13 protein-coding genes and 1 pseudogene are annotated in these 13,122 nt (G+C 62.8%); 13 read left to right on the plus strand and 1 reads right to left on the minus strand.

The genetic code is table 11. The features are described 5' to 3' along the window. Positions 1-7 precede the first annotated feature (7 nt). The 13 genes from GQ56_RS0131695 to GQ56_RS0131755 all read left to right on the plus strand — a co-directional run bounded on the left by GQ56_RS0131695 (position 8) and on the right by GQ56_RS0131755 (position 12,131). Positions 8-550 (plus strand): aromatic-ring-hydroxylating dioxygenase subunit beta, encoded by a 543-nt coding sequence (locus GQ56_RS0131695; RefSeq protein ID WP_031402479.1) that lies wholly within the window; start codon positions 8-10, stop codon positions 548-550. A gap of 12 nt (positions 551-562) precedes the next feature. Then, positions 563-1,507: a VOC family protein gene (locus GQ56_RS0131700; RefSeq protein WP_031402480.1), complete on the plus strand. Its 945-nt coding sequence runs from the start codon at positions 563-565 to the stop codon at positions 1,505-1,507. Positions 1,508-1,512: 5 nt separating this feature from the next. Beyond that, a complete protein-coding gene (locus GQ56_RS0131705) occupies positions 1,513-2,283 on the plus strand; it encodes an SDR family oxidoreductase (protein ID WP_031402481.1) in 771 nt (256 codons plus the stop codon). A gap of 8 nt (positions 2,284-2,291) precedes the next feature. Continuing rightward, positions 2,292-2,630, plus strand: coding sequence for a non-heme iron oxygenase ferredoxin subunit (locus GQ56_RS0131710; protein WP_031402482.1), 339 nt, complete (start codon positions 2,292-2,294; stop codon positions 2,628-2,630). After that, the gene (locus tag GQ56_RS0131715; protein WP_031402483.1) at positions 2,627-3,361 is read left to right on the plus strand and encodes a class II aldolase/adducin family protein; all 735 of its coding nucleotides are present in this window, start codon (positions 2,627-2,629) and stop codon (positions 3,359-3,361) included. The genes GQ56_RS0131710 and GQ56_RS0131715 overlap by 4 nt, the downstream gene beginning before the upstream one ends. 77 nt (positions 3,362-3,438) lie before the next feature. Continuing rightward, on the plus strand, positions 3,439-4,305 hold the full coding sequence (locus GQ56_RS0131720; protein WP_031402484.1) for an alpha/beta fold hydrolase: 867 nt from the start codon (positions 3,439-3,441) through the stop codon (positions 4,303-4,305). A gap of 10 nt (positions 4,306-4,315) precedes the next feature. Beyond that, on the plus strand, positions 4,316-5,104 hold the full coding sequence (locus GQ56_RS0131725; protein WP_031402485.1) for a 2-keto-4-pentenoate hydratase: 789 nt from the start codon (positions 4,316-4,318) through the stop codon (positions 5,102-5,104). Positions 5,105-5,117: 13 nt separating this feature from the next. After that, complete coding sequence (locus GQ56_RS0131730; protein ID WP_031402486.1) at positions 5,118-6,059, plus strand: acetaldehyde dehydrogenase (acetylating); 942 nt, start codon at positions 5,118-5,120, stop codon at positions 6,057-6,059. Positions 6,060-6,072: 13 nt separating this feature from the next. Continuing rightward, positions 6,073-7,086, plus strand: coding sequence for a 4-hydroxy-2-oxovalerate aldolase (gene dmpG / locus GQ56_RS0131735; protein WP_031402487.1), 1,014 nt, complete (start codon positions 6,073-6,075; stop codon positions 7,084-7,086). Positions 7,087-7,341: 255 nt separating this feature from the next. Further along, positions 7,342-8,460 (plus strand): porin, encoded by a 1,119-nt coding sequence (locus GQ56_RS0131740; protein WP_031402488.1) that lies wholly within the window; start codon positions 7,342-7,344, stop codon positions 8,458-8,460. 154 nt (positions 8,461-8,614) lie between these two features. Then, the gene (locus tag GQ56_RS0131745; RefSeq protein WP_161788593.1) at positions 8,615-9,778 is read left to right on the plus strand and encodes a CaiB/BaiF CoA transferase family protein; all 1,164 of its coding nucleotides are present in this window, start codon (positions 8,615-8,617) and stop codon (positions 9,776-9,778) included. Positions 9,779-9,875: 97 nt separating this feature from the next. Then, positions 9,876-10,955 (plus strand): acyl-CoA dehydrogenase family protein, encoded by a 1,080-nt coding sequence (locus GQ56_RS0131750; RefSeq protein ID WP_031402490.1) that lies wholly within the window; start codon positions 9,876-9,878, stop codon positions 10,953-10,955. Positions 10,956-10,976: 21 nt separating this feature from the next. After that, positions 10,977-12,131: an acyl-CoA dehydrogenase family protein gene (locus tag GQ56_RS0131755; protein WP_081895001.1), complete on the plus strand. Its 1,155-nt coding sequence runs from the start codon at positions 10,977-10,979 to the stop codon at positions 12,129-12,131. 746 nt (positions 12,132-12,877) lie between these two features. Here the strand turns inward: GQ56_RS0131755 and GQ56_RS42250 are convergent. Further along, a pseudogene (locus GQ56_RS42250) lies at positions 12,878-13,087 on the minus strand (IS256 family transposase); the annotation flags it as partial. Positions 13,088-13,122 lie beyond the last annotated feature (35 nt).

The raw sequence follows: 13,122 nt of genomic DNA on the forward strand, positions 1-13,122 counted from the left end.
CACGCCCATGAATGCCGTCACACTCGAAAGCGCGCCCATGCGCGTCCCCTCGTCGAGCGACTTCGCGCCGTACGTCACGCGCACGGAAGTGGAAGACCTGCTTTACCACGAAGCGGAACTGCTCGACACCTGGCAGCTCCACGACTGGCTCGCCCTGTTCGCCGGCGACGGTTGCTACTACGTGCCGTCGACCGATCTGCCGCGCACCGCGAGCGCGGACGACAGCCTGTTCTATATCGCGGACGATCCGGTCCGGTTGCGCGAACGCGTGATCCGGCTGATGAAGAAGACCGCCCATTCCGAGTACCCGCGCTCCAGGACGCGCCACCTGGTGAGCAATGTTCGCATTCTCGAAGCCGGCCCGGACGAGATCAAGGTGGCCGCCGCGTTCGTGACGTACCGGATCAAGTTCGGCAACAACGATGCTTATGTCGGCAGCACGTACTATCGCCTGCGACGCGTCGACCAGCAGCTCAGGATCGTCGAGAAGCGCTGCTTCCTGGACCTCGAAGCGCTCCGCCCGCACGGGCGGGTGAGCATCATTCTTTGAAATGGGGTGACCATGGATATCACGCTTCCGTTTCGCTACAAGAAGCTCGGCTACGCCGCGATCAACGTCACCGACCTGAGCCGTTCGGTCGCGTTCTACGAACAGGTCGTCGGCCTCGAGGTGGTGCAGCAGGATGAAGCGATTGCCTACCTCCGATGCAGCCGGGACCATCACAACGTCGTGCTCTGCCAGGCGGCCGGGCACGGCCTCAAGCGCGTCGGCTTCGAGCTGGAGCAGGAAAGCGACGTGCGGGCTGCGTTCGCGCATTTCGAGCAGCTCGACATGGCGCCGGTATGGGTGCCGAAGGACGAAGCCCGACGGATGAAGCAGGGGCCGGGCTTCCGCGTACGGGAACGGCACAGCGGCCTGCTGTTCGAGTTGTTCGCGGGCAGCATGCACCTGAGCAAACCGTTCGTGCCGACGGTCGCGAAGATCGCGCGGATCGGCCATATCGTGATCGGCGCGGAGAACTTCGAGGCGAGCCGGGATTCGCTGGTTCGGGATTTCGGCTTCCGGATTTCCGATCTGATCGAGGATCGCATCGTGTTCATGCGCTGCCATCCGAATCCGTTCCATCACACGTTCGCCGTCGGTCCCGCGAGCAGCAGTCACTTCCATCACGTGAACTTCATGGTCACGAATATCGATGACATCGGGCAGGCGCTCTACCGGATCAAGAAACATGACGTAAAGGTGGTGTTCGGCCCGGGAAGGCATCCGCCTTCCGACAGCGTGTTTTTCTACTTTCTCGATCCGGACGGCATCACGGTGGAGTACAGCTTCGGGATGGAAGAGTTTGCGGAACACGGCGCACGTCCGCCGCGCTACCTGGAGCCCGTGCCCGAATCGCTCGACGTCTGGGGCGCGGTACCGGATGGCGAGTTCGGCCGCAGCGGCCCGATCGAACGGGACGTGGCCGTCATCGCTGCGCCCATGATGCAGAAAGTGATCGGTTGAGCGCCATGAAGAAAACAGAAACCAATCTGGAAGGCCAGGTGGCGGTGGTGACCGGCGGCGCGCACGGCATCGGATTCGGCATCGTCGAGCGCTTGCTGCAACTGGGTGCAAGCGTCGTGGCGTCGGACATCGATCGGGCGTCGCTGTCGGCGGCGCGCGAACGGCTCGCGAAGTCGTTCGGCCGTTCGATCGCGACGCACGCGGCGGACCTGTCGAAGGAGCGCGGTGCGCAGGCGCTGCACCGTGCGGTCGCCAGACGATTCGGCGCCGCGCAGATTCTCGTGAATTGCGCGGGCGGCGGTGTCATTCGTCCGTTCCTGGAACACACGCCGGAGACGCTCAAGGCGACTATCGACCGGAATCTCTGGACGGGCATCTGGTGCAGCCGGATTTTCCTGCCCGGCATGCTCGCCGCGAAGTACGGCCGGATCGTGAATATCGGCGCCGACTCGGTTCGCAACGGGCTGCCGGCCCACGCGGGATACAACGCGGCGAAGGGCGGCATGCATGCCCTGACGACCGGACTGGCGCGCGAGTTCGCATCTAGTGGCGTGACCGTCAACACGGTGGCCCCGTGCGCGGTGAATACCGAGGCCTGGGTCATGGTGAAGAAGTCGAACCCGCGGCTCGCGCAGGAATTCGTGGACGTCATCCCGGTCGGCCGGGTGGGCGAAATCGAGGAGGTTGCTTCGATGGTGGGGTATCTGGCGTTGCCGGAAGCGGCGTTCGTCACCGGGCAGGTGATCAGCGTCAATGGCGGCAGCACGATGCTGTGAGGATCAGGATGAATACGATCACTGAATTGACAGACCTGTGTGCAACCGACGAAGTGGCAGACGGCGACATCCGCCGCGGGACGCTGCCGTCGGGGCACGCGGTGGCGATCTACTGCGTCGACGGCGCGTTCTACGTGACCGACGACATCTGCTCGCACGGGGATGCATCGTTGTCGGAAGACGGTTCGCTGGAAGGTTACGAAGTCGAATGCAGCTGGCATTTCGGGCGTTTCGATATTCGCAACGGCCAGCCTTGTGCGATGCCGTGCGAGCATGCGATCCGCACCTGGCCGGTGACGATCGAAGGCGGCCGCGTGTTCGTCGATGCGGGAGCCCACGCGCCATGAGCGGCGTCGATCTCACCGTCCTCCAGCGTCGCGTGCGCGTTGCGGCGCGCGCGCTCGCGCGCCATGGCCTGGTGCAGGCATGGGGCCATTGCAGCGCACGAATCGACGACGCGTCGTTTCTGGTCTGCGCATCGCGGCCGATGGGGCAGATCGCCCCGGGAGAGCCGGGCACGGTGGTGCCGATCCACGCACCGCTGCCGCCCGGTGTGCTGGGCGAGGTGCGCATTCACCAGCAGGTCTACAGGCTGCGTCCCGACGTCGGGGGCGTATGTCGTGTGATGCCGCCCAACGTCGTCGCGCTGTCCACGCTCCGGCTCGTGCCCACGCCCCGTCATGGCGTGGGCGCATTCAATGCGGCCTGCAAGTTCTGGGACGACCCCCGGCTGCTGCGCGACGACGGGCTGGCCGCGCAACTGGCCGCCCGCCTGGGCGATGCGCCGTCGCTGGTCATGCGCGCAAATGGCGCCATCACGGTCGGACCGGGCATCGAATTGGCCACGGGCTTCGCATGGTGTCTCGAAGACGCTGCTCGGATCGAGGGGCTCGTGCGGTCGATGACCGGCGACCGGATTGCCGATGCGGAGGGCCTGACGCCCGACGAGGTCGGCGCGCGGCAAGTCAGCTCCGGCGCGGTATTCGAACGTCTGTGGGAATTCCTGACGGCAGGGGACCCCGAGGCTGCGGCGAACGAAGCCGGGTTCCCCGTTCCACTCTGGGGGAGCGGGTCGTGATGGCCGGCGATCCGTAATACCCCGCTACAACCCTGAGCGGCACGTCGCGGTGCCTGCTTCTACTCGAGGAACATACGATGAGTCTCTGGCTTGATTTGCTCGGCGCGGAAATCCGCTACGTCGACACGAAGACCTTCGGCACGATTCGAATCGCCGAGGCCGGGAAAGGCAATCCCGAAACGATCATCTTCCTGCACGGCATCAATGGCCATCTGGAAGCGTACGCAAAGAACATCGTCCCGCTGTCGAAAGACTTTCATGTGGTCGCGTTCGACTATGTCGGGCATGGCTTGTCCAGCAAGCCGGTTCGGGAATACAGCCCGATCATGCTGGCCGGGCAACTGGGCGAACTGATGGACGCCCTCGGGATCGAGGCCGCCCACCTCTCGGGCGAGTCGCTCGGCGGCTGGGTGTCCGGCCATTTCGCCGCGGCAAACCCCCATCGCGTGCGACGCCTGATGCTCAATACGGCTGGCGGCATTCCGATCGTTACCGACAAGGGCAAGCAGGATCTGCAGACCTTCATCGGGCTGAACAAACGCAACATCGACAACACGCCGACCTACGATTCCGTCCAGGCGCGCATGCACTGGCTGATGCACCCGAACAATCGCCATCTCGTCGACGACGAACTGGTCGATTTGCGCCTGCGCATCTACTTGCGTCCCGAAAGCCGCGCCGTGCTGCCGAAGCTCAACGAAATCCTCGCGCGCCACGATGAGTACCTGATTCCGCTCGACCGGCTGCCGGCGGGAACGCTGTTCCTGTGGACGCACGACAACCCGATCCACGACACCGAATCCGTGAAGGCCGCCCACGCACGGGTGCCGGGAAGCCTCCTGTATTTCATGAAGGGCGACGCGGCCCACTGGCCGCAATACGAGGCGATCGACGAGTTCAACGACCTCGCGATCCGATTCTTCAAGACCGGGAAGGTGGAGTGAGCATCCGGAAATGACCGAAGAAAACACCATTGCAGAACGACTGTGGAGCGCGCAGCAGCGTAACGAGCCGTGTCCGCCGGTCCGCGATCGCCTGGAGGGCATGGATGAGCACGCGCAGGCGGCGTTCGCCTATGCGGTGCAGCAGCTCAACATCCAGCGTCAGTTGTCGGCGGGCCGGCGAATCGTCGGCAGGAAAATCGGCCTGACATCGCTGGCGGTGCAGAAACAGCTTGGCGTCGACCGTCCGGATTTCGGCACGCTGCTGGACGACATGGCGATCGTCGACGGCGAGCCGATCGATACGTCGCGTCTGATGCAGCCGAAGGTCGAGGCAGAGATTGCGCTCGTACTGAACAAGGATCTCGTCCACGAGCGCAACACCGTTGCCGATCTGATCGATGCGACGGCCTATGCGCTGGCGGCGATCGAGGTGGTGGACAGCCGAATTGCCGGCTGGAACATCCGCTTCGTCGATACGGTAGCGGACAACGCTTCGTCGGGCTTGTTCGTGCTCGGCACGCAGCCGGTTGCGCTGTCGACGCTCGACCTTGCCGGGTTATCGATGCGAATGACCTGCGGGGCGGAGACGGTGTCGCAGGGCATGGGAGCCGCGTGCCTCGGCAATCCGCTGAACGCCGCGCGTTGGCTGGCCGACACGCTGGTCGAAGTCGGCACGCCGATGCGCGCGGGCGACGTGATCCTGACCGGCGCATTGGGGCCGATGGTACCGGTGCAGGCGGGCCTGACCTATACGGCGCACATCGACGGCTTCGCCCCGGTGCGGGCGATCTTCTCCTGACGAGGGTTTTCACATGATTCATCACACGCACAAGGCCGCGATCATCGGTTCGGGCAACATCGGCACCGACCTGATGATCAAGATCATGCGTCACGGCAAGCACCTCGAGATGGCGGCGATGGTCGGCATCGATCCTGCGTCCGACGGTCTCGCGCGCGCCGAGCGGCTCGGCGTCGCCACGACGCACGAAGGCGTCGAGGGGCTCGTACGCCTGCCGGTGTTCGACGAAATCGATTTCGTGTTCGATGCCACCTCGGCCGGCGCGCATGTGAAGAACGGCGCATTGCTGCACGCGCTGAAACCCGGTGTCCGCGTGATCGATCTCACGCCTGCCGCGATCGGCCCGTATTGCGTGCCGGTCGTGAACCTCGACGCGCACCTCGATGCGCTGAACGTCAACATGGTGACGTGCGGCGGCCAGGCGACGATTCCGATGGTCGCGGCCGTCTCGCGCGTCGCGAACGTCCATTATGCGGAGATCGTCGCGTCAATCAGCAGCAAATCGGCGGGGCCCGGCACGCGCGCCAACATCGACGAGTTTACCGAAACGACATCGAAGGCGATCGAGGCGGTCGGTGGCGCGACCAAGGGCAAGGCGATCATCATCCTGAACCCGGCCGAGCCGCCGCTGATGATGCGCGACACCGTCTACGTGCTGTCCGAGGCCGCGAACCGCGGCGAGATCGCGGCGTCGATCGAAGAGATGGCGAAGGCGGTGAGCGCGTACGTGCCGGGGTATCGGCTCAAGCAGAAGGTGCAGTTCGACGAGATTCCCGCGAGCGCGCCGCTCAGCATTCCGGGGATCGGAAAATTCAGCGGCCTGAAGACGTCCATCCTCATTGAAGTGGAGGGCGCGGCGCACTACCTGCCGGCCTACGCGGGCAATCTGGACATCATGACGTCAGCCGCGCTCGCCACCGGCGAGCGCATGGCGCGATCGATGCGTGTCGTCTGACTGGAGCACGGGCATGAACGAGAAACTCTATATTTCCGACGTGACACTGCGTGACGGCAGCCACGCGATTCGCCATCAATACTCGATCGAAAACGTTCAGGCGATCGCCCGCGCGCTGGATCGCGCGCACGTCGACAGCATCGAGGTCGCACACGGCGACGGCCTGCAGGGATCGAGCTTCAACTACGGCTTCGGCGCGCACAGCGATCTCGAGTGGATCGAGGCGGTGGCCGACGTCGTCGAGCACGCGCAGATCGCCACGCTGCTGCTCCCCGGCATCGGCACGATTCATGACCTGAAAGCCGCATACGGTGCGGGTGCGCGCGTGGTGCGCATCGCGACGCATTGCACCGAGGCGGATATCTCGAAGCAGCACATCGAGTATGCGCGCGAACTCGGGATGGACACGGTCGGCTTCCTGATGATGAGCCATATGACGACGCCGGAGAAACTGGCCGTCGAGGCGAAGAAGATGGAAAGCTATGGCGCGACCTGCATCTATGTCGTCGACTCGGGCGGCGCGCTCAGCATGAACGACGTGCGCGACCGCTTTCGCGCCATCAAGGCGGTGCTGAAGCCCGACACGCAGACGGGCATCCATGCGCACCACAACCTGAGCCTGGGTGTCGCGAACTCGATCGTCGCCGTGGAGGAGGGTTGCGACCGCATCGATGCGAGCCTCGCCGGCATGGGCGCCGGTGCGGGAAATGCGCCGCTGGAGGTGTTCATCGCGGCCGCGGAGCGCATCGGCTGGCGGCACGGCACGGATCTCTACACGCTGATGGACGCGGCCGACGACATTGTGCGCCCGCTGCAGGACCGCCCGGTACGGGTGGATCGCGAGACGCTCGCGCTTGGTTATGCGGGCGTGTATTCGAGCTTCCTGCGCCACTCGGAAGCGGCCGCGCGGAAATACGGCCTGAAGACCGTGGACATCCTCGTCGAGCTTGGCCGGCGGCGCATGGTGGGCGGGCAGGAGGACATGATCGTGGATGTCGCACTGGATCTGTTGCGCGACACTGCGTAACGCCGAAGCCGCAAGCGTGGGGCAAACACCGGACGCGTCGGTCGAGCCGTTGTTTCGCTCCCTGACGATATCGCCGCGCGACGGAGATCCGCATTGTCAGAATGAGGCCACCAGAGATCAGCGTCACGAAATAAAAGAGACGAGCCTGTATTGAATGAACACGTGCACTTCGGCAACGCAGCTTCAATGGCGATCTGCCGGACGTCTCTTGTTCAGGAATAAAAAAAAGCCGTCGGATAGAGGTGAAGGAGACACATGAGGCATCAACGAGCAGCGCTATTCGCAATAGCGGGGAGTATCTGCGCCCCCGTATGTGCACAACCGGCCATTACCTTGTATGGAATCGTCGATACCGGCGTGGAGTTCTTCACGCATGCGTCAGCCACGGGCGGTGCAATGGTGCGATTCCCGACGATCAGCGGCGGTGACCTGCCGTCGCGTTGGGGGATACGTGGCGAGGAGGATTTGGGCGGTGGAATCAAGACGGTGTTCACGCTCGAAAGCGGTTTCGCGCCGGCCAACGGCACCTTGCTTCAGAACGGCCGCTTGTTCGGCCGCCAGTCGTTCGTCGGGATCAAGGGTGAGTGGGGACAGGTGACCATTGGGCGGCAGATGAACATGACGATGTACGGGATGGCCGATGCGGACGTGATCGGTCCGGCAGCGTTCAGCCTGGGGTCGTTCGACGGCTATCTTGCCGCGGCACGCGCCGACAACAGCATCGAATACCGCGGCACATTCTCGGACCTGACGCTGGGCGTCAGCTATTCGTTCGGACGCGACGGCCTGCCGGCCGGCAATTGCGGCGGGCAGTTGCCGGGCGACATGATGTCGTGCCGCGCCGTGACCGCCATGCTGAAGTATGACCGTCCTGCCTGGGGCACCGCGCTCATTTACGACGAACAGCGCGGCGGCGCAGGTGCAACTGCGATAACGGTCGTGCCGGGCGTGCGCGGTGTCGCGTTCGGCGGTTCAGGCGATAGCGACCGGCGCTATCAGGTAAACGGCTACGTTCTCGTCGGGAACGTGAAGGTCGCGGGCGGATGGGTGCACCGGGAAATCAACGGAGATGTCATGACCGTGCGAACGGATCTCGGCTACCTCGGCGCATCGGTGAGCTATGTGGCGTGGACCTTCGACGCCCAGGTCTCTCATGTCAGGAATCGCTCGTACGATGCGGACGGAACGATGGGTGTGGTGCGCGCCAACTACCGGCTTTCCACGCGGACTTCCGTCTACGGCCTGGTTGCGTACATGAAGAACAGCGGTAGCGGTGCGGTTTACTCGGTTTCGGCGAGCAGTCCTGTTACGGCCGTTCCTGCCGCGGGCGTGGGGCAGGCGGGAGCAATGGTCGGTATCCGGCACCTGTTCTGATCGCGGCATCGACGCGCCGGGCGTATTGATATGCCTTCTGAAGGTGGTTTGAGAGTCGGAAGTAGTCGAATAATAAATTCGGACTGCTGTTAATTTTATTGATGAAAACAGGTATCGGGAAATCGTTGCCGGCGCGTGGTTACTGGAGGAAATGATGAGCGAAGAAGCACAGGCAAGCGGGCCGTGTTCAGGGCTGCGCGTTCTGGAGTTCGGATCGATGGTGTCGGCGCCGTTGGCCGGTCAGATCCTGGCGGACATGGGTGCGGAGGTCATCAAGATCGAGCCGCCGGAAGGCGATCCGATGCGCCGTGTCGGACCGTTCCACAAGGGCATGGGTGCGCTGTTCATGACGGTGAACCGGGGCAAGAAGAGTGTGGTTCTGGATCTGAAATCGCCCAGGGATCTGGAACAAGCGGTCGGGCTGGCGCTGTCGGCCGATGTGTTGATCCACAACATGCGCCCTCGTGTGATGGACCGTCTCGGCCTTGGATACGACGCGCTACGCGATGCCAACCCCAGGCTCGTCTACACGTCGATCTCCGGGTTCGGCGAGTCAGGGCCGTATGCGTCCCAGCCTGCGTACGACCACGTTCTGCAGGGTATGACCGGCGTCATGTATCTCCAGGGGCGTGGCGATACGCCGGAACCCATCCGCAACCTGCTGGTGGACAAGTCCACCGCGACGATCACGGCGAGTGCGGTTCTGGCGGCGCTGCTGCACCGAACGCGCAACGACGGACGCGGGCAGCGCATCGATGCGTCGCTATTGAACGCCTTTTCGTGGTTCGGGCTTACCGACAATATCGGGAACCACACGTTCCTGACGCCGGACGCCCGGAAGGCGTCTCCTCTTGACATCCATCACCCGCTTCGAACCAGCGACGGATGGGTCATCGGCCACATCCAGACCGACGACCAGTTTGCGGCGGCCTGTCGCCTTTTCGGGCGAGAAGACCTGCTCGATGACGAAACGTGGAAGTCGCCGGCGAAAAGAATCGAACGAAATGGCGAAATGTGGCAACTGCTCGGCAGGCGGGCGACTGCGATGACCCGCGCCGACGTTCTGGAACGCGCGAAAGCCGAGGGTGTGGCGCTTGGTCCGATCTACACACTGGACGAATTCTTCGAGGATCCGCAGGTCCGGGCCAGCGATATCTATGTCGATCACGAAGACCCTGAATTCGGCGTGATTCGACAGATGAATTTTCCGGTGCGTTTCGAACGCTCGACGATCGACGTCAGAAGACGCGCACCGGTTCTTGGCGAGCATACCGAAGAAGTGACAGGCATGACGAAACAACAAGAGAGGCGTTCGTGACCGTTTTTCCCGGCGCCGCTTGCTGATGCCGGTTGCATATCGACGAGCATCGCGGAAATGACTTGAACTGCATCGTGCAGGAGAACAGGAGAGACACGTGATTACTTTCGATTTGAGCGAAGAACAGGAAATCGCACGATCCGCGATGAGAAGTTTCGCGGAAGGGGAGTTGCGGCCGATCGCGCAGAAGCTGGACCGCGAGTCGGCCATTCCGGCGTCGACGCTGGATTTGCTGTGGTCGACCGGGCTCGCCCAGATGCAGGACACCGAGAACAAGCGTCAAGGCTCGGTTCTCAATGCGATCGTGCTCGAGGAACTGGCCGCTGCCGACGCGACGCTGGCGCTCGCACTCGCAACACCGATTGCATTCGAGCAAGCCATCATGGGGCAGGGGTCGGTGGCACAGCGTCAGGCTCTGCTGCCGCTCTTCCAACGCAACTCGTTTCATGCCGCCGCGATTGCGGTGATGGAGCCGCACGTCGACGCCGATGTCTCGATGCCGAAGACAGAGGCCGTTCGCGATGGCGACGGGTGGCGGCTCACGGGACGCAAAACCCTGGTGCCGCTTGCCTCCGCCGCCAGCCATTTCCTGGTCATTGCTCAAGCTGACGGCAAACGCGCGGCCTTCATCGTCGATCGCGCCGCGCCGGGCGTTCGCGTGGAGGTGCCCGTTCCGACCGTCGGACTGCGCGCGCTCGCGATGAGCGACGTGTGTTTCGACGACGTGCAGATTGCACCCACGGCGCGCCTGGGTGAACACGCGGACGCCGACATTCAACGCATTGTCGATTCGTCGCGCGCGGGTCTTGCCGCCGTGATGGTCGGCTTGTCGCGCGGGATCCTGGAATACGTCATCCCTTACGCGAAGGACCGCGTGGTGCATGGCGCGGCGCTGGCGAGCAAGCAATCGGTGGCCTTTCGTATCGCGGATGCGTACATCGATGTGTCGGCAATGCGACTGATGGCATGGCGTGCCGCTTTCGAGCTGGGGAACGGCCAACACGCCACGCGCTCGGCCCGACTTGCCTACACCTATGCCGCTCGTCAGGCGATGCTGATCGCGGACGAGGGTTTGCAGATCTTCGGCGGGCACGGATTCGTGCGCGAGCATCCGATCGAAATGTGGTATCGCAATGCCCGGGCCGTCTCGATGCTCGAAGGCGTCGCAGGGATCTGACATAAACCAAGGAGATCGAACATGGTTGACTTTACGCTCACGCCGCGGGACGAGCACTTGGTGAGCATGGCTCGCGAGGATGCGAAGATTGCCCGGAAATATGCACGGTACTACGATCAGAATCACGAAGAACTGGAGCCGGTTGCGCTTCCGGAATCGGCGGATCGTCCGGATCCTTATGCATTGCTCGACGCGGATCCTGCCGGAACGAGCGGCCCGATCGTGACGCAGTCCCTGCTGTTTCTGGAGCATCCGGACGTTCGCATGAGGCGCGACACGAGCCGGTTCCTGGGAACCAGGATCATCGAATATGCGGGGACGCCGGATCAGGTCGACCGGTTCGGCGACAAGCTGCTTTCGATCGCGATCTCGGAGCCGGGCGCCGGCTCCGATCCGCGTGCGATGGCCGGGCACGCGCGCTACGACGAAGCCACGAATGAGTGGGTACTCAATGGCGAGAAGATCTATTGTTCTGGCTTCGGCGAAGCGGCAGGTGCGGTCGTATTGCTGAAGGGGCCGCCGGATGAACGGGGTATCCGCCCGTTCCACTCGTTCGTGGTCGAGAAGAACATGCCGGGTCTGGTGCTGCTTGGCCAGGTCGACAAGATGGGCATACGCGCATGGGACACCGCGGATTTCGTGCTGCAGGACTGTCGGGTGCCGCCGACGCACAAGCTCGACGCGGATCTCAAGCGTACGTTGATGGTGTTCAACGGGTCGCGCGCGATGGTGACCGCCTTTGGGTTGAAGACCGCCAGGAATTTGCTCGACGAAGTCCGGGATACGTTGCTCGACGAAGGACGCGCGATCGATTACGAATGCGGGCGCAATGCGCGCTCCGCGGTACAGGATCGCATCATCGCTCTTGAAGCGCTGCACGACGCGACGGAACTGATGATCCTGCATGCGAAATGGGCCGAGCAGCAGAACGGCGTGACCGACGAGCGAACGATGATCGAGGCCTCGATGGCGAAGGCGCTAGGCGGTACGGCTACGCGGCGCATCAGCCAGGATTGCATGGAGATCCTCGGCCCGCTCGCGTTGACGGAGGCGCGACTGGCCGAGAAGTGGTTTCGCGACGCCCGCATATTCGATATTTTCGAAGGTGCGGGCGAGGTCAACCGTCTGATCGTTGCCCGATGGCTGCTTGGATATTCGAACAAGGAACTGAACTAGGATCGGTTGACACGGGAGACGCGCTGTGAGGAAACGACGATCGAAGATCGATTGAGCCTAGACGACCAAATACCGGGGGGATTCCGGATAGGCGGCGTGAGCCCGCAGGCCGATGCCGAAGCAGGTTTTTCCTCCCCCCGGACTTTGCATTTCCGATCGTCCGAACGGCCGAACAGCCGCCTCCCGTGCTCGACTGGAACAGCGTGGCAAGCTGCCGAATCTGAAACAGTGAACCCATTTGGAGGTCGACATCGAAAGTGTAGGTATCCAGATGAGTGTGTCAGGATTTGCCAGGGTAAGCAGTCGGGTTGTGTTCGTCACGAATTGAATGAGCGTGATAAGTCGTCATTCTCGGCCTCATTTTGTGACCCGGTGTCGATTCCAGCACTGCACTTTCCGCCTGCTTTTTCGTGCCCTGTCTCACAGCGCTCGATATCTCGAAGCACAAAGAGAACTTCGCCCTGGGCGCGCAGCTTGATCGCGGCGCACATCCAGGCGCGAAGGGAGACGAGCAGCGCGTCGATGCGGCTCGTCAATCGGGGCGACAATGCACAGAAGTTGCTTCTCGTGGCAATTGGCGCGTGTGAGTGGGTTCACCATGGAAACGCGATGTCGAGTGTTTCTCGGTTATCGCCGAGGAACAGCGACGGAAGGAAACGCGACAGGAACATGAACGCGTTATAACAATGCATGAGTAGTGCACGGCGGGGATGTCAGAATTTCCGTGTTCAAGACGAGGTTGAGATTCAGGCGGATGGTCGAATGAATCGATCTGCAGAAAAGATAGCGAACGGGTTCATGGCTGTCTTCCAGTCGTGAGCGACATGTCCCCAGTCAGCCGTGATGTTGCGAAGTGCTAGCCAAATTGGTTTCGTTGCCGCCTTGTCGGTCGGGAAGTGGCCCCTGGTCTGGACGATCTTGTGTAGCTGCGAGTTGATATTCTCGATGGCGCTCGTAACCGGCATGATCTAGCCGGTACCTCGCGTTTCCG

Source organism: Burkholderia paludis (genome assembly GCF_000732615.1).
GTDB lineage: Bacteria > Pseudomonadota > Gammaproteobacteria > Burkholderiales > Burkholderiaceae > Burkholderia > Burkholderia paludis.